20 protein-coding genes are annotated in these 26152 nt (G+C 44.3%); 7 read left to right on the top strand and 13 right to left on the bottom strand.

Features of this window, described 5'->3' with window-relative positions; genetic code table 11:
• Positions 1-21 precede the first annotated feature (21 nt).
• From NLZ44_RS17565 to NLZ44_RS17545, 5 genes are all read left to right on the top strand, one after another.
• Positions 22-1188, top strand: coding sequence for an AI-2E family transporter (locus NLZ44_RS17565; RefSeq protein ID WP_493750608.1), 1167 nt, complete (start codon positions 22-24; stop codon positions 1186-1188).
• The gene (locus NLZ44_RS17560; protein ID WP_493750607.1) at positions 1175-2092 is read left to right on the top strand and encodes a S66 peptidase family protein; all 918 of its coding nucleotides are present in this window, start codon (positions 1175-1177) and stop codon (positions 2090-2092) included. Before NLZ44_RS17565 ends, NLZ44_RS17560 begins: the two co-directional genes overlap by 14 nt.
• A gap of 228 nt (positions 2093-2320) precedes the next feature.
• Positions 2321-3121, top strand: a complete 801-nt coding sequence (locus NLZ44_RS17555) for a cistern family PEP-CTERM protein (RefSeq protein WP_493750606.1) — start codon at positions 2321-2323, stop codon at positions 3119-3121.
• A 227-nt stretch (positions 3122-3348) separates the two neighbouring features.
• Complete coding sequence (locus NLZ44_RS17550) at positions 3349-3999, top strand: PEP-CTERM sorting domain-containing protein (protein WP_493750605.1); 651 nt, start codon at positions 3349-3351, stop codon at positions 3997-3999.
• 267 nt (positions 4000-4266) lie between these two features.
• Positions 4267-4917: a PEP-CTERM sorting domain-containing protein gene (locus NLZ44_RS17545; protein WP_493750604.1), complete on the top strand. Its 651-nt coding sequence runs from the start codon at positions 4267-4269 to the stop codon at positions 4915-4917.
• A gap of 337 nt (positions 4918-5254) precedes the next feature.
• On the opposite strand, the gene NLZ44_RS17540 is transcribed toward NLZ44_RS17545, so the two are convergent.
• A complete protein-coding gene (locus NLZ44_RS17540) occupies positions 5255-6760 on the bottom strand; it encodes a glycosyl hydrolase family 57 (protein ID WP_493750603.1) in 1506 nt (501 codons plus the stop codon).
• 73 nt (positions 6761-6833) lie between these two features.
• Between NLZ44_RS17540 and sfsA the strand changes: the two genes are divergently transcribed.
• Positions 6834-7565: a DNA/RNA nuclease SfsA gene (gene sfsA, locus NLZ44_RS17535; protein ID WP_493750602.1), complete on the top strand. Its 732-nt coding sequence runs from the start codon at positions 6834-6836 to the stop codon at positions 7563-7565.
• A 51-nt stretch (positions 7566-7616) separates the two neighbouring features.
• Here sfsA and NLZ44_RS17530 read toward each other — a convergent pair whose 3' ends face one another.
• The 9 genes from NLZ44_RS17530 to tilS form a co-directional block, all read right to left on the bottom strand.
• Positions 7617-10763, bottom strand: coding sequence for a HEAT repeat domain-containing protein (locus tag NLZ44_RS17530; RefSeq protein WP_493750601.1), 3147 nt, complete (start codon positions 10761-10763; stop codon positions 7617-7619).
• A 131-nt stretch (positions 10764-10894) separates the two neighbouring features.
• Positions 10895-12157, bottom strand: a complete 1263-nt coding sequence (locus NLZ44_RS17525) for an L-lactate MFS transporter (RefSeq protein WP_493750600.1) — start codon at positions 12155-12157, stop codon at positions 10895-10897.
• Positions 12158-12218: 61 nt separating this feature from the next.
• The gene (locus NLZ44_RS17520) at positions 12219-13907 is read right to left on the bottom strand and encodes a CocE/NonD family hydrolase (protein ID WP_493750599.1); all 1689 of its coding nucleotides are present in this window, start codon (positions 13905-13907) and stop codon (positions 12219-12221) included.
• Positions 13908-14356: 449 nt separating this feature from the next.
• On the bottom strand, positions 14357-14773 hold the full coding sequence (locus NLZ44_RS17515) for an AbrB family transcriptional regulator (protein ID WP_493750598.1): 417 nt from the start codon (positions 14771-14773) through the stop codon (positions 14357-14359).
• A gap of 625 nt (positions 14774-15398) precedes the next feature.
• Positions 15399-16802 (bottom strand): protein adenylyltransferase SelO, encoded by a 1404-nt coding sequence (locus NLZ44_RS17510; RefSeq protein ID WP_111891619.1) that lies wholly within the window; start codon positions 16800-16802, stop codon positions 15399-15401.
• Between the two features lie 116 nt (positions 16803-16918).
• The gene (locus NLZ44_RS17505) at positions 16919-17770 is read right to left on the bottom strand and encodes a mechanosensitive ion channel family protein (RefSeq protein ID WP_493750597.1); all 852 of its coding nucleotides are present in this window, start codon (positions 17768-17770) and stop codon (positions 16919-16921) included.
• 2 nt (positions 17771-17772) lie between these two features.
• A complete protein-coding gene (locus NLZ44_RS17500; RefSeq protein ID WP_493750596.1) occupies positions 17773-19050 on the bottom strand; it encodes a MarR family transcriptional regulator in 1278 nt (425 codons plus the stop codon).
• Positions 19051-19081: 31 nt separating this feature from the next.
• Complete coding sequence (glgX, locus tag NLZ44_RS17495; RefSeq protein ID WP_315639163.1) at positions 19082-21205, bottom strand: glycogen debranching protein GlgX; 2124 nt, start codon at positions 21203-21205, stop codon at positions 19082-19084.
• Between the two features lie 25 nt (positions 21206-21230).
• Complete coding sequence (gene tilS / locus NLZ44_RS17490; protein ID WP_493750595.1) at positions 21231-22265, bottom strand: tRNA lysidine(34) synthetase TilS; 1035 nt, start codon at positions 22263-22265, stop codon at positions 21231-21233.
• A 101-nt stretch (positions 22266-22366) separates the two neighbouring features.
• Here tilS and NLZ44_RS17485 point away from each other — a divergent pair, with 101 nt between their 5' ends.
• Positions 22367-23407 (top strand): glycosyltransferase family 2 protein, encoded by a 1041-nt coding sequence (locus NLZ44_RS17485; RefSeq protein ID WP_008056460.1) that lies wholly within the window; start codon positions 22367-22369, stop codon positions 23405-23407.
• Between the two features lie 204 nt (positions 23408-23611).
• Here NLZ44_RS17485 and NLZ44_RS17480 read toward each other — a convergent pair whose 3' ends face one another.
• The 3 genes from NLZ44_RS17480 to NLZ44_RS17470 form a co-directional block, all read right to left on the bottom strand.
• Positions 23612-23845 (bottom strand): hypothetical protein, encoded by a 234-nt coding sequence (locus NLZ44_RS17480; protein WP_008056462.1) that lies wholly within the window; start codon positions 23843-23845, stop codon positions 23612-23614.
• 155 nt (positions 23846-24000) lie between these two features.
• Complete coding sequence (locus tag NLZ44_RS17475; RefSeq protein WP_008056464.1) at positions 24001-24390, bottom strand: hypothetical protein; 390 nt, start codon at positions 24388-24390, stop codon at positions 24001-24003.
• A 137-nt stretch (positions 24391-24527) separates the two neighbouring features.
• The gene (locus NLZ44_RS17470) at positions 24528-26144 is read right to left on the bottom strand and encodes a 2-isopropylmalate synthase (protein WP_046319062.1); all 1617 of its coding nucleotides are present in this window, start codon (positions 26142-26144) and stop codon (positions 24528-24530) included.
• Between the last annotated feature and the right edge of the window lie 8 nt (positions 26145-26152).

Genomic DNA, 26152 nt, shown 5'->3' with positions numbered 1-26152 from the left:
CGCATTAATGGGAGTTCGATAGTGAAACTTGGAGATTGGATCGCCTTTTTCTTTTTAGTCATTTCCCTAATAATTTTATGGGAATTCCGACAGATTCTATTATTGTTATTTACTTCCGTCATCTTGGCGATCGCCCTTAACGGTTTAGTGCGTTGGCTACAACGATTTAGGCTGAGTCGCGGTAAAGCCGTCTTCCTAGCTATCAGCTTAGTCTCCTTTTTGGGCATTATGTTTTTTAGTCTAATTATGCCGCCCTTTTTAGACCAGTTTCAACAACTGCTCAACTTGGTTCCTAGAGGCTATGAAAGATTCACCCGTTGGATTGATTTAATTCTCCAACAACCTCCGATTTGGCTCCCAGAAATTAACTTGAGACTCCCCGGCTTTACCGAAATTGCTAGACAAGTGGGGCCCCTGGCTCAGAATATCCTCGGTAATTTCTTCGCCGTCTTTAACTTCTCCGTTAACACACTTCTACAGGGTCTATTAATCTTTGTTTTTACCCTAATGTTAGTCGCCAATCCCGCCTCATATAGACGGGTAGTGGTGCGCTTATTTCCCTCTTTTTATCGCCGCCGAGCCGATGAAATTTTGGGTCTGTGTGAAATTTCCCTGTTGCAGTGGATGCGCGGAATTGTCATTAATTCTGTGTTTATCGCTACTCTGAGTTATATCAGTTTAACCATATTAAATGTCGAATTTGTTCTCGCTCACGCCTTATTAGCCGGCGTGTTTAACCTAGTTCCGAATATCGGCCCTACCTTGAGTGTCGTATTTCCCGTTTCCGTCGCTCTTTTGGACTCCCCCGGTAAAGCCTTTTTAGTCTTGGTCGCATATATTATTATTCAGCAGTTGGAGAGTTATTGGTTCAGTCCCATGATTATGCAGAGACAAATTTCTCTACTCCCAGCCGCTACCTTGATGGCACAATTGTTTTTTGCCAGGTTTCTGGGATTTGGGGGTTTGGTTCTCGCCCTCCCTTTGGCTGTCGTCACCAAAACTTGGTTGGAACAAGCCGTATTAAAGGATATTTTTGATAACTGGACTTTGAGTCAACCTCTACTCGAAAGTTCTGATATTTCCGAATCTGAGCAGGTGTTAATAGCAGCAGATAACCCCCCAGAATTACCCGATAGTTCCCCTAATGATTCTACTCAGGAGCATGATAGCGACGATGGCGAAATTTGAGAAGTTAAAACCCGGCGATCGCTTGCGTGTCATTGCTCCCAGTGGCAGAATTAGGGAACTGAAATCTGTAGAAACAGGTTTAGATATTTGGCGCGAGCAAGCATATCAAATTAGCCTCACTTCTGGTTACGATCGCAGTTGGGGTTATTTAGCCGGAACTGATAGCCATCGCCGCCGTCAACTCTTAGATGCCATTGGCGATGACTACAGCCGAGGTATTCTCTGTGCTAGGGGGGGCTATGGCGCGACTAGACTCCTGGAAGGGTTGTCTATTGCTGATATTCCCCCCTCCACTAACCCTAAGTTTTTAATCGGGTTTTCTGATATTACCGCCCTATTGTGGGCTTTGTCTGGACAGGAAAATATTTTAGCCATTCATGGTCCGGTTTTAACTACTTTAGCCCAAGAACCCGATTGGGCGATCGCTCGTTTATTTGACTATCTAGCAGGTAAACCCCTTCAACCCCTCCACGGAGACGGGTGGGGCGGCGGTAAAGTACGCGGTCGCCTATTTCCTGGGAATTTAACTGTCGCTACTTATCTATTAGGAACCCCCCATCAACCTGATTTAACTAATGCTATCCTCGCCTTTGAAGATGTCAATGAGGAACCCTACCGCCTAGATAGAATGTTGACCTACTGGCGCACTATCGGCGCGTTTCAGCCTGTCCTTGGTATCGCCTTGGGGCGCTTTAGTCAGTCCGGGTCTGACCTTAACTCCCCTGGGGATTTTTCCGTTCAACAAGTATTGCGCGATCGCCTTTTTGACCTGAATATCCCCATTGTTGCTAATCTTTCCTTTGGTCATGACGGCCCCAATCCTATTTTACCTGTCGGCTTAGAAGTAGAATTAGATGGCGATCGCGGTGTTTTGAGTTGGCCAACAAACCCCCCCTCATACTGATAGCTTGCCCCGCCGTTTATTACCACATATTTAGTGATTAGTCAATCATCCTGTCAAAGATTTACAATTGACTATATTATGTAAAGATAAGCGATCGACTTTGTAAAAATATGGACAAATTGCCTGCGATCGTCTTCTGTTTTCCTTCAATTCCACCTATATATTACTTATGTAGTTAATATTTTTGATTACTACAAACATCCTTCTAACTAAAACCTATTCCCGCCCATGAAAACCAATTATTTATTTGGGACAGCTTTATTAGCCACCAGTGTAGCCATAGTTTCTTCCGCATTTTTACCCGCCGCCGCTTTTAATATTACCCAAACCGGAGGTCAAGCCGGAAACCCCCAACAAGACCTGTGGCAGGTGGGGGTTACCACCAATGATATCGGAGCAACCTTTCAGATTGACTGGTTCCTGGATCGAAACTTTGATGGTTCCGGCGGCCTTAGTCAAGACTTGAGTGCATTTTCTACCTTTAAGGTTGATAGCTTTACCAGTGACTATCTGGACTTGACCATCAATATTAGCAACACCACAGCACTCACCCAAACATTTACCGAGGCTGGTATTGTTAGTTTTGGATTCGGTATTGACCCCAACGCCACCAGTGTTCAACTGCTACAAAGTGGCAATAACTTCACTGGCGCTCAAGTTAGGAGCGGTCAACAAACTTTCCCTGGTGGCTTTAAACAAATTGACATCTGTATTTTCACCCAGGGTTGTAATGGTGGTTCCCAGAATAGTGCTTTAGCCGCTGGTGCATCTGATAGTCTACGATTAAGGATTGGAGGCGACTTTACCAACGGAACTACTACCATTGGTGCGAACCTCCTTGATTTTCCGGTTAAATTCCAAACTACTGACGGTAGCTTTGAATTAGCTGGCGCAGGCGGCGGTGTAGGTAATGTCGAACAAGTCCCCGAACCTTTGACTATTTTGGGTACAGGTATGGCTTTGGGTTTTGGCAGTATGTTCAAGCGTGAACACGACAAGAAGAAAAAGAAATCTAGCCTCAAAGCCTAAGCGCGTCTCTGTTGTCCCCATTAGTCATGCCAGTATTTTTAGCCACAGAGACTGGGGCGCATCAGTAATTTTACGGGTCATGCTTTACAAAACCCCCTTTGATGTAAAGCTGAACCGTATTTTTATGTAATGTCTTCGTAAAATCAGCTTTTAGCGGTAGACAGTAGCTGTGGGGACTTGCCAGAATGTAGTTATAGCAAGTTATTAACATAGGACACACACCAGAGATGACTTTACCAAACCAAATTAAATTCGCGATCCTGGCTGCATCTATTGCCGGTGTATCTGTTTTGACTAGCTCACCCGCTGAAGCTGTTACCTTTAATATTGGCGATCGCTTTACCGCCAATGCCCAATTTACATTAGTCGGAGATTCTTCCACATCTCTATTTTTTGACTTCCTCGACGTAGACGGCAACACTGGTGGGCCGGGGAACTTCGGCATTGATAACTTTACTGCTGTGGGTTCTTTTGTTGACTACACCACAGGTTCCCAAGTTCGCTCAGAATATACCATTCAAAACGTTGACTTTGGTAGCGCCACTCAAGTAGCCAACTTCTTGACCTTTAATGATGGTCTTGGCGGTTTGTCTGAGTGGTCTATGGATTTGACATCCATCAATGTCGTCAGCGATACTGCCTTTAGTAATATGCGGTTTGTGGATATTTATGCCACCGCCCTATTTAGAGGTGATAATGTGGCACAAGGTGGCGGCGGCTACCAAGGCTTGATCCGAATTGACCGCGAATTCAATACCGCACAATTTGATTTTGAGGTTACTTCTGTCCCAGAACCCATGACCTTACTTGGCGCTGGAGTCGCTTTCGGAATGATGGCTGGCTTACTGAAACGTCAACCCTCCAAAAAGGAAAGCTAAGGTTATCAACAGCTTGTTAAGGTTTTGTAGCACATAACATATAGTGAACCTGCCTATCTGAAACATCAACCCTGGGGGCGGGTTTGCTTTTGGTTTGGGGTCATCCCTGATTTCACGGATGGTGCTTCACAAAACCCCCCCATATATAAAGGTTGACCCTAATTTTTTGTAATGTGTTGATAAAATGCACGAATTATGCTAGACATCAGCCATGAGAGTTGCCATACTGAAAACATAATTCTTTTAGGAAAATAGGGTTGACAGAAGATGAAACTACAACATCAGGTCCAATGTGCCACAGTTTCTCTATCCATTGCTAGTTTATCATTCCTAGCTGCCGCACCCGCTGAAGCCTTGACTTTTTCCCCTGGCGATCGCTTTACCGCCAACTCCATTTTTACCGTAATTGGTGATAATAGCACCTCCCTAAATTTCGACTTCCTAGATCATGCTGGTAATGCCGGAGGTACTACTGGTAATTTTGGTATCGATAACCATACAGCTACAGGGGTTTTTGTTGACTATACCACTAATTCAGCAATTGACTCTCGTTATATCATTAGAGATACAGACTTCGGGAACACCAATCAAGTGATTGATTTCTTGCGCTTTGATGACGGTCTGGGCGGTTTGTCTGAATGGTCTATGGATTTAAGATCAATTAGCATTGTTAGTGACTCTATGTTCGGTAGTATGAGGTTTGTTAATATCGCCGCTGAAGCACTATTTAAAAGCGATAATCAACTTAGAGGGACAGGTGGTTTTCAAGGCTTAATTAGAATTGACCAAACCAACAACACTGCACAATTTGATTTTGAGACTACTGCGGTTCCAGAACCTTTCACTATTTTGGGAACTGGTTTAGCCTTCGGTATCGCTGGCTTACTCAAACGTGAATACGACAAAAAGAAAAGCTAAGTAATTAATAATTAATAATTAATAATTAATAATTATTTGCCGAGTGGGCGGGTTTTTTCATCTTCTGGTCCGAGATTTAATTGACCGTGGGTGAGGTGAGGGCGGGTTTTTTCATCTTCTGGTCGGAGATTTAATTGACCGTGGGTGAGGTGAGGGCGGGTTTTTTCATCTTCTGGTCCGAGATTTAATTGACCGTGGAACCCGCCCCTACATTGTGCCTATCCCTGTTGGGGAGACTAAGAGGGAGTTTCATTATCCATTAATTAACTGTTGACCTCTTATGTAATTAATAATTAATTACCGAGTGCCTATCCCTGTTGGGGAGATAAGAGTTTCATTATCCATTAATTAACTGTTGACCTCTTTCGTAAATTGCTCGGGCGTAGTCAGTCCACATTCCCTGTCCCCAATAGCGAAAACAACTCGTTTGTAATAGTAGGTTATATAATAAGGCTTGCTGATAGTCTGGTTGGCGGGTTGTGGTCGGGTCTTGGTTAACTAGGGGGTCATATTTGCGGTGAAAATCAGCACTAAGTTGGTTCATGGGTTCCAATACGTTTTCATATCCTTTTACCCAGCTTAGATGATTAGTCCACGATGCACCATCTATATGAAATTGGGGGTCTGTTTCCTGTAAATGAGCGATCGCATTTTGCACAGCTTCCGGCGTAACAGAGTCTACCTTTTCCCAAATTCGATGCTGTTGTATCGCCTGACAAGTCGGGTAGTCTTCTGGCTTCACTCCCGCCGCTTCTAACAATTCTAAATATTCCGTACCATTTAAACCTACAACCCCAGGAGTTCCCCGACCATTATTTTTAATCTGAGACCAGAGAGGGATAAAATCCCTAGGGTATTCATTCATCATCACGCCGCCATTTTCCCCGTCAGCAATTTGAGTCACACAACTGGGAACCATGTATTCCCCTAATTTTTGTAATCCCCGACCCTTGGCTTCATGATAGGGTTGCATTTGCGCGACTAATTTAGTATCAGAACCCTGGGTTTTAATTAAGGCAATTATACTAACTGTTTCTCCCTGAGAATTGCGGGCGATTAAACGATTGGGAATATATTTATCATCATGATGCAGTGGGGAACCGTCTAGGCGTTCTACCGAATGTTCCTGCACCATTAACCATTGATAACCACATTCTTTGAGGGATTTAATATATTCATAGAGTGTATCAGGATGGTTGGGTAGGTGCATTTCTGGGGGTGAAAAACCTTTGACTCTGGCTAAAGCATCCTTGCCAAAAATAGCGGCAAAATGATGTTGCCAAGCCTGAATATGTAATTTGATATCACGAATTGGAGTGGAGGGAATGACTGCATGACTCCACATAGTACCCAACCATTCCACATTCACCCAGTATTGGGGGTTACAGGTAATATTTTTGAGGGTGTCTAGGATATCATTTCGCCCGATTTGTTGCAGTCCCCATAGCAAGTTACCGGAATAGTCTAACATAATCCGAGGATGACAGCCATTGGCTACTAATTCCGGGATAAATTCCCCCATACGTTTATAACACCAGGCGAAGGGTTCGGCGTTATGATTATCGCCTTGGTGGGGGTGTTCAAACATATATTGCAGGTTGCTAATTAATGCGCCATTTTCGCCCGCTGGAATGGTGGGTTGGTGCATATGGAGGGCGCAAGCAAATCCGGCGGTAATTTGGTCTAGGTTGAGGTGGCTAAGGGGTTGAAAAAGGCGATCGCTATGATTCACTACGGCGGTGATATCTGCTTCCCAACCGCAAATATTAGGTAATCCATATCGGATGGCTTCTAAAGTGGGGAAATGATTAGGCTGGGAGGGCGACTGGGCGGTAGTGGTCATATTGGGTCTATCCTAATTTCGCCAATTTACTGTTAAAATTATAACTCAGTTTAGGATTATTTTGCAAGTCATCATGAGCGAATCTTTGATTTATTCATTAGGGGAACTTTATGAAGGGGTGTTAATTAAGCGCTATAAACGACTTATAGCAGATATTAAGTTAAATTCTGGGGAGGTGATTGTCGCCCATTGTCCCAATACTGGCCCGATGACGGGGGTTTGTATTCCCGAAAATCCGGTGATGGTGTCGAAGAGTGATAACCCTAAGCGCAAATTAGCCTACACTTGGGAATTAATCCAAGTGGGAGATCATCAACCTACTTGGGTGGGAATTAATACGAGTCTTCCTAATCGAATTGTGGCGATCGCTTTGCAAAAACGCTTATTTTCTCAGTTGGGGGGATATACAAAGGTGAGGCGAGAAGTTAAATATGGCGTGGGGGGGAAAAGTCGGGTTGATTTTCTGTTAGAAGGAGACGACCAACTGATTTATCTGGAGGTGAAAAATACTACCTGGTGTCAGGGGGATGTGGCTTTATTTCCTGATACGGTAACTGAGAGAGGACAAAAACATTTAAGGGAGTTAATTGATATTGTGAAGGGTGGCGATCGGGCGGTAATGTTGTATTTTATTAATCGTGGAGATTGTCCGAAATTCGCGCCCGGAGATGCAGCAGACCCGGTTTATGGGAGTTTATTTAAGGAGGCGATCGCGGCGGGAGTCGAAATTCTGCCCTGTCGTTTTGATGTGACTCCCCAAGGGGTTAAATATTTGGGATTAGCGGAGTTATTGACCGCTAATTAAAGGGGATAATTATCAGGGGTTTTGATGTATAATCACCCCTGATAAGGCTATTTAACGGGCGGTTAAGTTAACATCCCGGAGACGCTGGCTGAGAAATTTACAGATTTCCCAAAGGATTTGGGGGCGCTGGGTTACTAGACTGACAAAACGGGTTTTTTCTAAGGTGAGTAAAACACAATGTTCAGCAGCGATCGCATTAGCGGATCGCAAAAAGTCTTCAAACAAAGAAATCTCGCCAAAATGTTGACCTTCCTCTAATAGGGCTAACTGTTTTTCCTCCCCTTCAACTTCTCGGACAATGCGGACTTTTCCCTTGACGATAATATAAAAACGTTCCCCCATAGTCCCCTCAGAAAAGATAATTTCTCCGGGTAAATATTCGGCGGACTCCAAAGCATTATCAATCAGCAAAATTTCATCTAAGGACAAGGTTTGAAATAGGGAAACATTTTTGAGTAACAGTAAGCGGTCAATCATAAAATTCTCCGAAATTGATAACTGCTGAGGTATTGATACTAAAGATTGGGCAATTTGACGTATGATCGGGTCAGGGTCAGATTTAGCGATCGCCCCAGGAATACCCGCAAAAGCCATCAAAGCCCCCATCTTTAACCAATGATTTGGGGTGTCTAAAACCTCCAATAAAACCGAGTATTTTTTAATCTCAGAAGTGCCATTATAAGCCTTAACATTTTCTCCGGTTACCAGAGTTTCTAACAGTGGCATTAAAGGACGAATAAACCGCCCTTGACCCAAAGAACCCAAAGTTTCGACGGCATGGGAACGCGCCCTTTTATCGGAACTTGATAACAAAACTTTAGCCGCATTTACAGTGGATTCTTGCCCCAAACTAGAGAGGATATAAAAGACTCTTTCAATCATAGAATTTTGGTAGTCTATGATAGCGACTTGCAACATTTCAAAGAGGGGGTCATCAGCATCAAAATGTAGTTGCCATATCCGGGTACGACTAATCAATTTTAAGTCCGGCTGGATAAAATTATAAAGAATATTCTCAGCGGTTTTTGTCCGCACCCAACCAATAGCTAAAATCGCCGATCGCACGACTTCAGGACGGGAGGAAAACAGGTAATCCTGCGATACTGCTAATCCTTGATCACCATAAAAACTGAGAGTTTTAGCCGCCTGTTGTCTGACGGCGATATCCTCATCTTCCAAGGCGCGAGAAACTTGGATCAACCATTGTTGATCATGAATTTTTTGGAGAACCTGTAAAGCTGCTATTCTGACGGTAGGGCGATCGTGATTAAGTTCAGAGGCGGCAATTTGTCCGCATTTAATAGGTTCATAATCGCACAATTCCACCAAAGCCAATAAACCCTTACGCTTAATATCTGGGGGTGCATTTTTCAGGACTTCTGTTAACAGAGGAATTAGTTGAGGGTTACGACTTTCCCCCGCCGCCCTTAATAATGCTCTCCGGGTGGTAATATCGGGTTGAGTCGGACAAACTTGGTGATAAAGTTCTTGAATTGAGCCATCAATTTCGGTCTGAGAAATAGCGACACAAGCTAAGGCGCGCACTTCGGGACTTTCATCATGTAATAAGGTTTGTAGGCGACTCGCAGACAGAGGGGAAGCTGTGGCGATATACAATTCTAAAGCCATGCTGCGGACTTTAGGCTTAGGGGAAGATAGGAGGCTTTTAAATTCCAGGTTATTACCCATATTTTTAGTAGTAAATAACCGAATGACAGCCCGACGCACTTGGTCATCAGCATTGACCCAAATATTTTCAATATCAGATGAAAAATCCCTAGGGTTTTCGAGATAAGGGAGTAACTCCAATCCTAATACTTGATTTTGCGGGTTCTTATCCTGAAGAAGCTGGCGCACTTCTGGGCGATATTTACTGGAGAGATACAAGCCATCTCCCACCCTACTTAGGTTAACTGACCCTGACCGTAACATTCCCAAAAGTGATTGGACATAACTTTTTCCGGTGAAGTAACCAATAACTACTAAGAAACCACTGAGAATTACTCCTACCCACACGACTTGATAGGGGTTAATCCATCCCAAAAATACCATTAAAATTATGCCAGCTATAGATTGCCCTAATGGGGAAAATAAACCCTCTCCCCACACGCGCAACCTACCGCCAAACCTAGCCGGAACAGCATTATAATTAAGGTTGGTTAGAGGTAGGAATATACTATAAAATAAGGCTCTATAGGTAAGCTGCATTCCCATGGCTGCGGTGAGATTATAGCTAAATATAAGTCCCAGAAAACTGCCTAATAACATGACCGGATAGACTAAGTTAGTCCGAGGAACTCCTAATTTTTGAATCAGGGGAGTTGTCCCTACAGAAATAATCAGAAATTGAATGGCGGTTAGGGCGGCGGTAATATATCCGAGAAAGGTGGCGAGTTCCTGTTTATCGGGGAATTCTTGTCTATAAATAGTGGAATATTGAAATTCCCCAATCCCTCGGACTAGGGCGGTTCCAAATACGTTAGCAATTAGAAAGATAATAATGGGATAGTGGCGGGATAGTTTGGTTAAGGTCTGCCAGGTTTCTGATAAATTAGACTTCTGGGTTTTGGGTTTTTGATACTCGGTAGGTAGGGGGGTTTGATGGGCTTCTAAATAATAGATTTGACCGATGGATATCCCATAACAAATAGGGAGCAATAATAGCTGATTCTCTAAGGTAACTAAATCAGATATGAGGGCTACCAAAATACTGCCAAATAAATATCCGGCGGTAGTCCCTAGGTAGATAATGGCTGTGTATTGTTTAAGTTCTAAGTTGGTGAAATAGTCTGATAAAAGTGTCCAAAATTCGATGCGGAATTGCAGAATATAGATTAACCAAATTAAAATATAGAGGGTGAAATAAATGGGGATTAAATCGAGGTTTATAAATAGCCGAATACCGATGATTAAGACAGCAGCAACCGCCAAGACAATGCGAAACAGTCGCGGACGGTTGAAGCGGTCTATAATGGCGGTAAAACCACCGGAGACTACCATTAAAATTAATGGCATGATGATGAAAAATAAAGGCAGACTTTCCGCGCCTGCTTTGGCTAAAAATAGCGATCGCCCTAAGGTCATACCAATGGCTTGGGCGACCATTATGGTAAATCCTAACAGGACAAAATGGATTAGCAATTTGGTCTGAGACCCGGACTTTCTCAGCTTTTGTCTAATTAATCTAATTAGCCTCATATATGACCCGAAGTAGATGCCGATCGCATTTTAGCCTACGCCATTAGTTAATCTGGTTAAATTTAACACAAAATTCAGTCGGCTACCCAACCCTCTCCCAGACAGAGAGGGAGTCAGAGGGAGTTTGATTATCAATTATCAGTTGGTTTCGCCTTGTCTGGTTTCAGGAGAAAACTCGCTACTATGATTCCGATAACGGCTAATATTCCCATGGGATAAAAGGCATAAGTATAGCTACCAAACCAGTCCCGAATACTACCCGCAACCAAAGTTCCTAATAAAGCACCTACACCGTAGGCTGTGAAGACAATACCGTAATTTTGGGCGTAGTCATCAGGGTTAAATAATCGCAGGGTGGTAGTCGGCGCAAGGGCTAACCAACCTCCTAAGCAAAACCAAAATAGACAGAAAGCAATTAAATAGGTCGCTATCTGTCCTGACTCAGCATTAATCATTAAAATGCAGGCGATTAAAATCAGGGTATAAGAAGCGATCGCTACATACCGAGGAGGAAAGCGATCGCTTAACCAGCCAAACAGGGGACGACTCACCCCATTAAACAAGGCAAAAAGTGAAACACTACCAGCAGCCCATCTTGGGTCGATTTCAATAATTTCTTCTCCCACGGGGCTAGAAATACCAATAGCACTCAACCCGACAAAAGCGCCAATAATATAACATATCCATAGCCCATAAAAAGAAGGACTTTTTAGCATCTTAGGCGGGTAGACTACGGGGGTAGGAATGACTGATGTTGTGGAGATTTTTTGAGTAGGTTGCCAATCTTGGGGGGGCAATTTCATAATATTAGAAATCGCCAAAATAATCACCATAAAAGCGATACCCAAAACCCGCAAGGTTGGTCGCACGGTATAACTATCAATCAAGGCTTTAGCGAGGGGGGCGGTGATTAAGGGAGACAAGCCAAAACCAATAATTGTTAACCCGACGGCTAATCCTTTTTTATCAGGAAACCAGCGGGCGGAAACGACCATGGGAACGCCGTAAGTAATACCTACACCAGTCCCCGCAATGACCCCATAGGCGATCGTCATGGTGATAATATTGTCAGCAAAACTAGACAGAATATAGCCCAAACCCACAATAAACCCACCAACTGCTGTAGTGGCGCGAGTCCCAAATTTAGGTATATAAAAACCTGTAATTGGCATCATCAGCGCATAAAAAACCAGCGCCACGGTATAGGGTAACAGGCTTTGGGTGGCGGTGAGATTTAACTCATTTTCTAGGGGAGTCCTAAAAATACTCCAAGAGTAAACAGTCCCCAAACACAGTAAAACGGTTATACCCAAAGGAATGAGTAGCCATCTTCCTTGGTCTGGTGGTAGCCCTAAAACCCGCAATTCTGAATGATTTTGATGGTCAGCTTTCATAAATTTAGGCCAAAATCAGTGCTAAATTTCTACTAAACTTTTGCGATCGCAATCATAAACCCTAATAAACCCTATCTTGATCAGCATCCACTGACAAAACGATACGGGACATAAAACTATTGCCGCTTTTCAGAGATATAGTAATAATACGACCATCAATGAGTCGAGTTTGACTGGGGGGCTGTCCGGTCCCTGGATTGACAGGATAAGCGGGAAAACAAGCCCCACTTAAACTTAAACGAATTTGGTGGGATTGAGGAATGCAAATACAGGTAGGCTGTAAATCAATTCGGATCGGGGTGGTTGGCTGATTAACTCTGATATAACCTTGAGTAAAATTCCAGACACTCCCATCCGATCGCACTTCTGACAAAATAGCACACAAGTCAAAACTAGGACTATCAGCCTCTCCGTAAACCTCAACAAATACATTTCCGGCTAAATGTAAATCCTCATCCAAAGTATCAGAAGTGTAAGTCAGGACATCAGCGCGACAGTCCAAAGCGCGACGGTCAAAAGATCCAGGAGTTAAAGTAGCATGACCCCCAAGGGCTGGGACGGGACGGAAAGGATCATGAACCAACACATCCACGGTATCGGGTAAAATGTGTTCGTCTTCGTCTGCGTCTCCCTCTCCCTCTTCGTCCTCCACGGCCATTATATCCTCTGGTAAAAGCAAACCAGAATCTGATCGAATTGCTGCCAGACCTGTACTGGTGAGAAAATAAGATTGACTAGATCCTTGCGGCCATTGGTCAAACTCTCGCCAGCAATTATCCCCCATAGAAAACAGAGTTACAGGTTTTTCTTCCAAAAGTCCGGTATCAATACCTTTAAGAAAATGGTCAAACCAGCGGATCTGTAACTCATCAATGGGACTAACAGCCTCTGGACCATAATCAATACCACCTACCTGTCGGCCCCAGGGCAAATGTCCCCAAGGTCCAATAATCAAATACTGGGGAGATGAACTACGATTAGCCATATCCTGATAGAAATGAATTGTCCCCCGCAGATAGGTGTCAAACCATCCGCCAATGTGCAGCATGGGTAAATCGAGATTATCTGTGGAGGGGGAAAGATGTCGCCAATAGTCCCCCGGCTGATCCTGCTGTAGCCAATCATGATAGAAAGAATCAGCAGCCAGGTTTGTAAAGGTTTCAGCAGAGGCAGGAATTTCGCCGTATAAGGGCAGATGCCGGGAAAGATTATATAAACCCCTATAGCTGAGTTCATCTCCCCGCAAGCGCGCGGTTTCGGTCGCTAATTGAATTCCCCAAGCTAGGTTAACCTGCCAGCAAAAAGCCCCCCCTTCGTAAGCCCAATCCTGATACAGGTCACAGGCGACCATGGCGGGACAGAGGGTTTTTAGCGCCTGTGGGTAGCCACTGGCAGCATAAATTTGAGTCATCCCCTGATAGGAAAACCCATACATCCCCACATAGCCATTGCTATGGGGTAAATTAGCAGCCCAGTTGACGGTATCAAGGCCATCTTCTAATTCATGGGCGAATAGTTGAAACACTCCCTCAGAGGTTCCCCTTCCGCGCACATCTTGAATCACTACGATATAACCCTGTTGGGCATACCATTGGGGATGGGCGTAAACTACGGTAGATGCGATCGCCCTTCCATAGGGTTGTCGCATTAATAATACCGGAAATTTCCCCGGCCCAGAAGGGCGATAAATATCAGCATCCAAGCGGACTCCATCTCTGGTGAGCATGGATGCTGTTTCTTGAACTATCATAGATCACAAGAACTCCATGGCAGAACCTGTGGGGTGAGGATGCCCAACACAATATGATTCACCACTTCACCAGGTGAGCAATCCTAAATCCCCACATTATCAAAATTTAATGAGTCCTTGTTGAATTTTCCACTACCTCGAATCAGAACCCGTCGCGATCGCATTCCGTCGAGTTAAAATAGTGGAAAAGGTTGCCAACTGTAGGCATTATAGAGGAGCCCACAGCGGTGGACTAATGTTGATTCCTAGCTAGGTTTTGATCGCCATCTATCTGGTAGGCGATCGACATAGGGCATCCTTGCAGAACCGAGGGCGGTAAACACTGATGCCAACCGCATTTTACTCTCGCCGCGTCGTTTTGATTAAGCCACCCAAGAAACACCCAAGCGCCCATAGACAACCTGAGTAATGCTTCACTGGTGATCAAGACAGATGAGCCTGATATTTACTTATTCTTCGTCATCTTCATCAGCCATACCCTTGGGTTCAACTTGAATCAGGTGAATATGTTTAGATCCCAGGCGAATCTCAAATTGATCACCAGGTTTCAAACCCATTTCCTGGGTATAGTTAGCACCAATCACCAAGGAGCCATTTTTATGAACGCAAGCGCGGTAACTAGCTTCTCGGCCTCGTCCATCTTTAGAACGACCCGGATCTAAGGCAATTCCTTTAGCCGCCAGCAGTGCATCATAAAACTCGGTCATGTTCGCACGAGTTTGGTTATCTTTTGTGCGGGTGTAATAGCCACACTGCTTGGCTGTCTCACGACGAGAGTAGTTGGGTCCGAGTGATTTGACTTTCTGTAGTAAAGTCTTTCCGGTCATCGGTTCTTCTGGAAGTTTTTCTGCTGTAGTTTTTGGCATTGATCTACTCCATTTCTAATTTAGTCAATCCTAACATATTTGTTGGATATTTTATAGATCATATAACTTAAATGTCGCCGATGGGTAATTTTTTTTTATGGCAACTCCTGACATAGACTTGCTCAAACAGTTGAAATCTGAACAAGTGGACTGAAAATCCCCTAAAAATGGACAAAGCAAATTCCCAAATCTTTCCTTTTCCCTGGGGAAGCCATCCATAACAGAATCTAGGTAGATTTGACTGCTAAGATCCCGCCAAAAAATAAATATTGTCCCACAAATCAAGGCAGAATATATTACTTTTAAATAATACAGTTACCGTGGGTCTGATAAGAGTACGGAGAAGCCATCTGTGGTCTCTAGGAACTACACCTTACGAGATTTGACATAAACTAGACCAAAACCCATCTAAAAAACGCCATATCCGTAGATAGTGAGCATCCCCGACTCCAACAATTAAGCGATCGCCAATGGGGGGATGTATAACCAAACCTAATAGCGGAAAACAGCCATTTCAGGCAACAGGCTATCAGAGTATCATAGACAGCCTGACAGGATCAACCCTGTGACTGTTTTCCGGTCGGGAAATGCTATAGCTTAAAAAGCGATCGCACCTGCCAGCAAATCACTCTGATCTAATCTGATTGAGTAATTGATAAAACGGTTCCCAATCATCAGCGGCCGCAATGGGTTCCCAAACCGCCTCAATAGCTGGTCTGAGCAAAACGGTAGTGGGGTTATATTGTTTGAGGGTCTGTTTCATCTGTTCCATTTCGGCCCCAGACAAAGACTGCAAATGGTGACAGTACAGATGTCGCCAGGGGACTAGGTGTTTCAGATCTCCTATATTCTTGAGAATCTCAGTTTCATCATCTCGCCAGAGGGGAGTAAAGCCTTCCCTGAGTTGGGAGAAGAAGTCATGATATCCCACTGTATTGTCTTTGAGCAAATCAATAGTCAACTTAATCAATTCTTCCGGTTCAGAGACCTGTCCTTCTGCAAAGCCCAATTTTTTTAAGATCAATTCCTGGTAAGCCTGACGATAGTAGTCAAAGAAATTGTCTAAAGCCTGTTTGAGGCTATCTGAGTCCGCCACCATTGATAGAGGTCTTTGCAGCAATTCCAGATTACCCCGACAAATCAAAGGCTGATTACCATAGCAGTAAAGCCTACCATAGTCAAAATAGGCAGCGGTGAAAGTCCGGTCATAAGTCGGCATAAATGCGTAAGGACCATAATCAAAACTTTCCCCTGTAATCGACATATTATCGGTATTTAAGACACCATGACAAAACCCAGCAGCCATCCACTGAGCGGCTAAAGTGGCTACCCGTTGCACCAATTCCCGATAAAAGGCGACGAAGCGATCGCCAGAGTCTAATAAATGGGGGTAATAAATCTCAACCACATGATCTAAGAGTTTTTTGATCAGATCTGCGCGACCAAAATAGTGCAATCGCTCAAAAGTTCCGAACCGAATATGCGATCGACTCATTCGCACCATTACCGAAGACCGGGTAGGGGAAGGTTCATCCCCCCGCCATAACTTTTCTCCGGTTTCAATTAAACTTAAACATCGAGAAGTCCTCACCCCTTGTCTGTGGAGTGCTTCTGCTGCTAATACTTCCCGGACTCCCCCCTTTAAAGTCAGTCGGCCATCGGCATGGCGAGAGTAAGGAGTTGTACCAGATCCTTTAGTACCAAAATCATACAATTCCCCATCTAGGCCGCGCATCTGTCCATACAGAAACCCACGACCATCTCCTAAACCGGGATTATATTCTCCAAACTGATAGCCGTGGTAACGCATCGCCAAAAACTGCGTCACACTTTCAAATTTACCAAAAGCCTCTATAAAATCCTGATCCTGAGTTGGTTGTGGGTCAATTCCCAATTTGAGCAGCAATTCATCATTACGGAAACGCAAAATATGCAGCGGGAAGGAGGCGGCCGCTACGACATCATAATAATCATCCCCCAAGCTCTCAAAAGCGGGTTCATATTCGAGAAACAGAAAAGGATTGGACATGAAGGCTAAAATTCCAATTCTCGATTATTTTATAGGTAAAAATTGGAATTGACAACCCCTTAATCCGATCGCATAATCGCGATCGCCAATTTTCCAGCCTGATGGCTATTTGGGGATTAATCAGTGATTCTAGGGGGTAAGACCGGGTAAGGAATGCCTAACTCCCCAAAAGTCTTTTTAGCGCGGCGAATTAGGTCAGTTTTAAAAATAAACTCATCCCTAACATCCATGGGATAGCATCTCAGCTTCACCAAAGTTCCCCAAGGCTTCTCATTTACCACAACCACAATGGGGAGGTTAAGTTGTGTATATTTGCTGGTCTGAGCCACTCTATATAGTATAGGGATAATGCGATCGATATCGGCATCATGGGCAAAATAAAAATCAACGGCGGTCTGTGCTTCTACTTCACCCTTATTAGCATTGATGATCGGCTCTGTCCACATTTTATTATGGGGAATGGTGACAATATCATCATCAGGGGTTTCCAGTTGGATCGCACGCAGTCCATAGCTGATGATTTCCCCATACTGACCATCAATAGTGACGCGATCGCCTACTTGATAAGGTCTTTCAAATAAAGCAATCATCCCAGAGATCACAGAACTGGCATAATCTTTAAAGGCAAAACCTACCGCCACAGCAGCAGTCCCAGTTATCGCCAACAGATTAGTGGAGGATAAGTCCAGAAACAAATTAATCAAGATCACCCCCGCCAACCCAAAAATAAAGGCTCGCCAGAAGGGTACAGACTGTTTAAACGCCAAACGAAACCGCAGCGGGACCTGTTCGGAAAGCCAGTCAAGAGACTTTTCGGTAAGTATAATACCGCCATAGGTCAGCAGAACAATCACGACCCCCCAGATAATTTTCCCAAAGGTGATATCGGCCAAAATTTGATTAGGGTTAGTGGCTGCTTCGCCGTTGGTTTCGGCCAATAACTGATATAGCCAAATGTCGATTAACATTTCTACTCCCCACCCACCAGAAATTTATTGTTATCGAGATATCGCTTGAGACGAGGGTAGTAAATACCATTGATCGCAAACCGTGGCGCAGCGCCACTGTTTCCCGGACGGCGGATAATTAAGCCATCACGGATGAGTTTCTGAACCTGAGTTTGAGTTGCACTCTCTCCCTCCCCTAAAGTCAGACACAAGTTAGGCAAAGAGATGCAACTATGTAATATTAAGGAAAACAGTAAAAAGCGATCGCTTTTAGTCAAACTGGCCAAGTCTGGTATGCTAGGGCGATCGACCAACCAAGGTTGATCAGGATTTTCTCGCGTCTGGTTTTCCCCTTCTTCCTCCTCTTCTTCTTCTGGCGGCGGGGAAATACCCAAAGAATTTAGCCAAGCGTCAGCAGCGATCGCACGATTACCCTCAGACACATCTTCTAGCTGCTTAAAATATCGTTTTTCCTCACTACAACACCAGTTTTCATCGGGTTCTTCTTCCTGACCCTCGGATTTGTCATGCCATTGTATATCTACAGTTTCCCATACGGGAGTTAACCATTCCTTGAGTTCGATCGCACTCAGAGGCGGAATTGATGTTTTCACACCGACCAAATTTCCCAGTTGACAAACTCGATCTAAATATAGCCAAGCCCAATGGTTACAACCAATCAGCCAAAACCTTGAGCGATCGCTAAAAATCGCATCTCCTAGCCTTTCAATTCCCTGCAAACCATCCACACAACGCAAAAAACACCAACTCAAATCAGGAATTACCACCAGCGATCGCTCATCCTGACTTGGTTGCAAAATACTCTCTTCTAGTTGTGATATAATAATAGTATGATTCTCCGGTCGCTCTGACCAAGGCAGCCATTGGCGAGTCAAACCCTCAATCGGTTCTGAGGAACTCAAAGTATCCCAAAACACCGTCGATATAGCTTCTACTGGACTCGCCAAAACCACCATAGCATTATCACATTCTGCCCCCTCAGACCAGGAATTAATCGCTTTCGACAATTGTGCACGCAATAACTCCTGGTGAGGTGATGGTGTCTTTAACTCAGCCACAGCTTGTTTGAGGCGTAGTAAATTGGTAGGTGGAATTGGGTCAAGTTCTATTCCCTTCAATTTGCCCCCCAACTCATCAGCCTGGGCTTTAATTTTTTGATGTGCGTTGGGAAACAAAGCCCCAAACTGTTTAAAAATTTGAGCGATCGCCATTAGGAGTAGTTTAGTAAATCGGGAACAGACTAATAGACAAGGAAAAGACAATTGACAATCATCAATCATCAATTGTCCCTCCCGAATTTTCGATCAACTCCTAACGCATTTGCATAACGATCACCGATCGCGCTTCAGTTAGGATAGGTTGATTACCAGAGTAATAGGGTCCTTCTGGCAGCAATAAAGATTCTTTCGTATCAATAATAACTTGCCAATGTCGAGCCTGTAAACCTTCTGGTAACACAAATTCGATTTCCTCATAGTGAGCATTAAATAATAGCATAAAGCTATCATCCATCACCCGTTCACCCTTAGGACCACGGGCGGGAATTTCCTCACCATTCAGAAAAACAGCGATCGCCTTAGCATATCCAGCATTCCATTGTTCCTCAGTCATTTCGCGGCCGTCTGGATTAAACCAGCCCAGATCATTAACCCCAGATCCGTGAATAGCTTGTCCTTGAAACCACTTACGGCGGCGGAAAATAGGATGTTGGCGACGGAAATAAATCAACTGGCGGGTAAAATCCAAAAGAGTCGCATTAGACCCCGGTAGATCCCAATCTAGCCAAGAAATCTCATTATCTTGACAGTAGGCATTATTATTCCCTTTTTGAGTGCGTCCCAACTCATCACCACTCACCATCATGGGTACCCCTTGGGATAACATTAATGTCACCAAGAAATTACGGCGTTGGCGGTTTCGCAACTCCAAAATATCAGGATCATCTGTTTCGCCTTCTTCCCCACAATTCCAAGATCGGTTATGGCTTTCCCCGTCGTTGTTATCCTCCCCATTCTCTTCGTTGCGTTTTTCGTTGTAACTCACCAAGTCATTGAGAGTAAATCCATCATGGGCGGTAACAAAATTAATACTAGCGTGGGGTTGTCGTCCATTATCCTCGTACAGGTCAGAACTCCCAGTTAACCGATAAGCAAATTCCGCCAAAGAACTATCCTCACCGCGCCAGAAGTCCCTGACTGTATCCCTATATTTGCCATTCCATTCAGACCATAACAGGGGGAATTTACCCACCTGATAGCCACCTTCTCCCACGTCCCAAGGTTCCGCGATCAACTTCACATTAGAAAGCACCGGATCTTGGTGGATAATATCAAAAAAGGCGGCGAGACTATTGACCTCATAGAGTTCTCGCGCCAAAGCGGAGGCTAAGTCAAAGCGGAAGCCATCAACGTGCATTTCCAAAACCCAATAGCGGAGGCTATCCATAATCAGTTTCAGAACTTGGGGGTGGCTAACATTGAGGGAATTACCGCAGCCAGTAAAGTCCATATAATAGCGGCGATCGTCTTCCACTAACCGATAATAACTAGCATTATCAATCCCCCGCAGGGATAGAGTAGGACCGCAATGGTTGCCTTCTCCGGTGTGGTTATAGACAACATCTAAGATGACCTCGATACCCCCAGCATGGAGGGCTTTTACCATTTCCTTAAATTCCCGGACTTGGTTGCCAGGGGTGGGGTCAGCACTATAGTTATACTGTGGCGCAAAATAGCAAATTGAGTCATAACCCCAATAATTTCTTAACCCCTTATCTACCAAGTGTCCCGGTTGAGATAGGAAATGATGAACAGGCATTAATTCGACTGCTGTAATTCCTAGGGATTGTAAATAGGCGATCGCCGCCGGATGTCCCAAACCCGCATAAGTTCCCCGTAACTCTTCCGGGATATCCGGGTGTAGTTTGGTAAATCCCCGCACGTGCATTTCATAAATAATTGTCTCATGTTGGGGAATATCCAGGAGTTGATCATCTTCCCAGTCGAAGGACTCATCTACAACCACTGCTTTCGGCACTAAATGAGCATCATCCAATTCCGAATAGCCTAAATCTAATTCGGGATCTTCCCATGGATAGCCAAAAATCTCTTCACCATAACCAATTTCACCATCCAAGGCTTTGGCATAGGGATCAATCAGCAGTTTATGAGGATTAAAACGATGCCCTTCATTGGGTGCAAAAGGACCATGAACCCGGAAACCATATCGTTGACCGGGGACTATTCCTGGTACATAACCATGCCAGACAAAGTTTTTCACTTCGGTTAGGGGAATGCGAGTCTCTTGGTCTTTACTATCAAATAAGCACAGTTCAACTGCTGTGGCATTTTCACTGAATAATGCAAAGTTAGTCCCTTTACCGTCCCAGGTAGCACCTAAAGTCTTAGCATTACCCGGCCAAATAGGTATATACATCGTGAAAAATTCCTGTTGTGAATGATTAATTAGCTTCATCACCCACTTGGGGCGGAAATTTTAACCAGATCCATTCTCCCTCAACTTGGGCGATCGCACCACCAGGAAAAGGATCACTTTGCGATCGGTTTGGGGCAGAAATTAAGCGGGTCAGCTTTTCAATTTGTTCAAAGTTAGTCCCTTTTCTCAGTACCTCCTCTAAAAGCCTTCTCATCACCCGACGTTGCAGGGCTAAGGGGGCTGATTTCAATTGGTGGCGATTTACTCCATAGCCATTATTACACAGTGCAGGAGCCATAGCCACCCTATATAATTCATCAGCTTGTTGTTCCAAATATTCTACATCAGCCCGCAATAATTCAGCCGTTTGGGCTAGGGCTTGTTCAACCTTGGGGTTAAACTTATTTTCCAACTCTGGTATCAGTTGATGTCGAATACGGTTTCTAGCATAACTCACATCTGTATTAGTGCTATCTTCCCAAATTGGCAAATTTCGCTGTTGACAAAATTCTCCCGTTTCCTTACGAGTTATCTCTAGTAAAGGACGCACTAATATTGGCTTTGTTTCTGTCTCCCTCCCGAATATAGGACGACTCCACACCAAAGAACTTAATCCATCGGCACCACTACCACGAATTAGATTATATAATAACGTCTCCGCCCGATCGCTTTTCGTATGACCTGTTACTACATAACCATAATCATCAGTTTGGGCAATTTCCCCCAACACTTGATAACGCCACTCCCGCGCCGCCGCTTCTGTTTTTGGTATTTGTGGGGCTGTTAATCGGTAACAGGGGACTTGCCAAATTTTCCCCAACTGTTCTATATAATCAGCATTAGCTACCGAGTCGCGCCGCCACTGATGATCACAATGAGCGATCGCAATTCGCCAATTCCATTTCCCTTGCAAGTCTAATAATAGTCTGATTAAACACATCGAATCTTGACCCCCAGACACAGCCACCAACAGGCCCTCTCCAGACGGTAAAAGATTTCTGCTTCTCAGAGATATATGTACCTTAGCATGAACATCAGTCCAGGGTGTTTGACTAGCCATCAACCGAACCACGAACCCGCACCAATTGGTTTACTCCCCTGTCAACTATACCCCGAATGTTGTAGGATTTCTAGGAATTGCTAAACGCTCATATATACCCAATGGATATTTTACCAGGAAAATCTGGCAGCGTCAGGGTTGATGATAGGTCGGACAAGCACACCAGCTTCACCGTTTCCGTAGTCGTACCTGTTTATAACGAATTGGAAAGTTTACCGACTCTCATCAGTTCTATTCACCAGAGTTTCACCGATGCGGCGATCGCCTATGAATTAATTTGCATCGATGATGGTTCTACAGACGGTTCCGCCGAATTACTCAAACAACAGGTTTTAACCAATCCTCACCTACGGGTAATTATCCTCCGTCGCAACTACGGTCAAACTCCCGCTATGTCTGCCGGTTTTAACCACGCCAAAGGTCAAGTCATTGTCACCCTAGACGGAGACCTACAAAATGATCCCGCTGATATCCCCCATTTATTAACAGAATTATCTAAGGGTTACGACGTAGTAAGTGGCTGGCGCAAACATCGTCAAGATGACTTCTTAACTCGCCTACTTCCCTCCAAAATTGCCAACTGGTTAATCGGTAAAATTACCGGAGTCCAACTTCATGATTATGGCTGTTCTCTCAAAGCCTATCGTTCCGAAGTCGTCCATGATCTGAAACTCTATGGAGAATTACACCGCTTTTTACCCGTTTTGGCTTTTATCGAAGGCGCGCGAGTCACTGAATTACCTGTGCGACATCATCCTCGCCGCTATGGTCGCAGTAAGTACGGTTTAGGTCGCACCTTTCGCGTATTAATGGATTTATTTACCATTGCTTTCATCAAAACCTTTCTCACCCGACCTATGCACGTTTTTGGGCTGCTGGGTTTTGTGCTTTTACTATTTGGTATCACCGCCGGAGGGTATCTCAGTTTCCTTCGCTTAGTATTGGGCGCTAGTATCGGACACAGACCTCTATTAATGTTGGCTGTTTTGCTCACATTAACTGGTATTCAATTATTGTGTTTTGGACTATTGGCTGAGTTACTTATGCGGACCTATCATGAGTCTCAGGATCGCCCTATTTATCGAGTACGAGAGTTAATTGAGTCCCCTGATACTCCTACTTTGGGTCGGCCTGACCTATAACACCATCATAGCCCCTATCCTTGGCAAAACCTCTATACACAAAAAGTCATTTTTGTCAATACCAGGCTGCGGGGCTGGGGTTAATTTACCCCAAAACCCGTGCATTGGCTAACTCCAATTTACCCCAGAAACTTACCCAAAATCACGAGATAATCATGGTTCTAGCCGATATTTTGCGAATTTTGCATAATAACCCCTGGATTATTATTCCCCTAAAACTACCAGAACCCCCATTCTCTCGTCAAGTATTGAGAATAATTTGTCATAAATTTTGCAACAATTATTAACAATTTTTTGAATATCAAAATTATTCGGGGAAAAATATTTGTATAACTTATCTAAATCGGGGAATTTTCGAGAATTTTTCAGCAGCCAGTTGACAGATTTAACCAAAACCTGATAAGCTGATGCTATGATGGTTCCTTTTCTTAATGCCAAAATTGATGATTTGGCTATAGCCGGAGGGCGGGTTGATTAATACTCTCACCCCCAGACCTAGTTAATACTGAAACCCTGGGTTAAGGGCGGGTTGATTAATACTCTCACCCCCAGATGTAGTTAACGGTGGAACCCGCCCCTACATGACCTCCCTATTAACTATTAATAAAGACGGGGAAAATTTTACACATCATGTATTGTGGGTGAGTGTGGGGAGAGCGATCGCAGTTAACTTCTGTGGTAGGTTGATCGCTAATATCTTGTGGGGGATGAATGCAAATAGCAACTTGTCCGACACCTCCCATGAGGTCAGCCACACGGTCGATAATAGTATCAATTTGATGGAGAAGTCGATCGCCAATTAACACAGAGGGAGCAATAATAAAAAAGGTTTTAACTCCCGTTGGACTCGGAGCCATACCTAAGCGACATTCGGTTAAAATATCCTGAATTGACTGGTGTAGAGAGTTAGGGAAGCGTTTAATCAGAGTTTGATAAAAGGACTGACTGAGAGAGCGATCGTCAAATATGGGTTGAGATAACATATTAGATTCTTCGATATCAACTTCAATAAATGAACTTTGACTAGCTTAACATTTACTTACGGACTGCCGAAATGTATTTCAGACAAAAAGGGAGGCTGGGGATTTGTCCCCAGCCCTCTCCCATGGAAACTAGCCCTTTAAACACTAACAACAGATTGGCGATCGCCCACCTGATTAGCGTTGGGTTCTAGGGAAGATTGTAGGCGGTTGAGAGCATTAATGTAGGCCTGAGCAGAAGCTACGATAATATCCGTATTAGCAGCATGACCAGAAAAGACTCGTCCTTGATAGCGTAAGCGAATAGTAACCTCTCCGATCGCATCAATTCCCGCAGTTACTGACTGTACAGAAAACTCAATCAACTCATTAGGAACATTAACCACGCGGTTAATAGCTTTATAAACCGCATCCACCGGACCAGTTCCCGTAGCCGCGTCAGTCAACTCTTGGCCTTCAGGAGTTCTGAGGGTAACAGTCGCAGTCGGACGAGCATTATTTCCACAGGATACCTGTACTAACTCCAGGCGGAACAATTCCGGGGTTTGTTGAATTTCATCATTAACGATCGCTTCAATATCCCAGTTAGTGACTTCTTTTTTCTTGTCAGCCACATCTTTAAATCGGACAAAAGCCTTATTAATCTCATCATCAGACAGGTCAAAACCCAACTCCTGTAGACGATTTTGGAAGGCATGGCGGCCGGAATGTTTACCTAAGACAATCAGGTTATCATTCAATCCAATGGATTGAGCATCCATGATTTCATAGGTTAGCTTATTTTTGAGAACCCCATCTTGGTGAATTCCCGACTCGTGAGCGAAGGCATTAGCACCGACAATGGCCTTATTAGGTTGTACTAACATCCCCGTTAGGTTAGATACCAAACGGGAAGTTTTGTAAATCTCACGGGTATTAATATTGGTGATGGGAGCTTCTGAGTCAGCCGGACGACCAAAGAAGGGGTTAAAGAATTGTCGGCGCACATGGAGGGCCATAACTAGCTCTTCTAGGGCTGCATTTCCGGCGCGTTCTCCGATACCATTAATGGTGCATTCGAGTTGTCGTGCGCCATTTTTAACGGCTTCTAGGAAGTTAGCCACCGCTAACCCTAGGTCGTTGTGACCGTGGACGGAAATGATGGCTTGATCAATATTGGGGACGTTTTCCTTAATTCCGCGAATTAAACCTCCAAATTCTGAGGGGGTGGTGTAGCCAACGGTATCGGGAATATTAACTGTTGTCGCACCAGCCGCGATCGCTCTTTCTAAAACTTGATAGAGAAATTCGGGGTCAGACCGTCCAGCGTCCTCTGGAGAAAATTCGATATCCTGACATAACGATTTAGCATAGGCTACCATCTCGCTGGTGATGTCTAGGACTTCCTGGCGAGTTTTTTTGAGTTTGTATTTCAGGTGAATATCAGAGGTAGCAATAAAAGTATGAATGCGGGGATGAGCCGCCGGTTTCAGAGCCTTAGCCGCCGCTTCAATATCAGCTTTGACAGACCGAGCGAGACTACATATAATCGGACCGTTTTCGGTTCCTACGGTTTCCGCAATGCGTTGTACAGCTTCAAAGTCTCCGCTACTGGCGATCGCAAACCCGGCTTCAATAACATCTACCCCTAAACGCGCTAGTTGTCGAGCAATTACTAGCTTTTCATCAACATTTAAGGTGGCTCCTGGGCATTGTTCTCCGTCCCGTAGGGTAGTATCAAAAATAATTACCCGATCTGGGTGAGGTTGAATGGTCATTGGTGTAA

This window comes from Arthrospira sp. PCC 9901 (genome assembly GCF_059013425.1).
The sequence above is the reverse complement of the archived record's forward strand: the minus strand, read 5'-3'. Positions and strand labels throughout refer to the sequence as shown.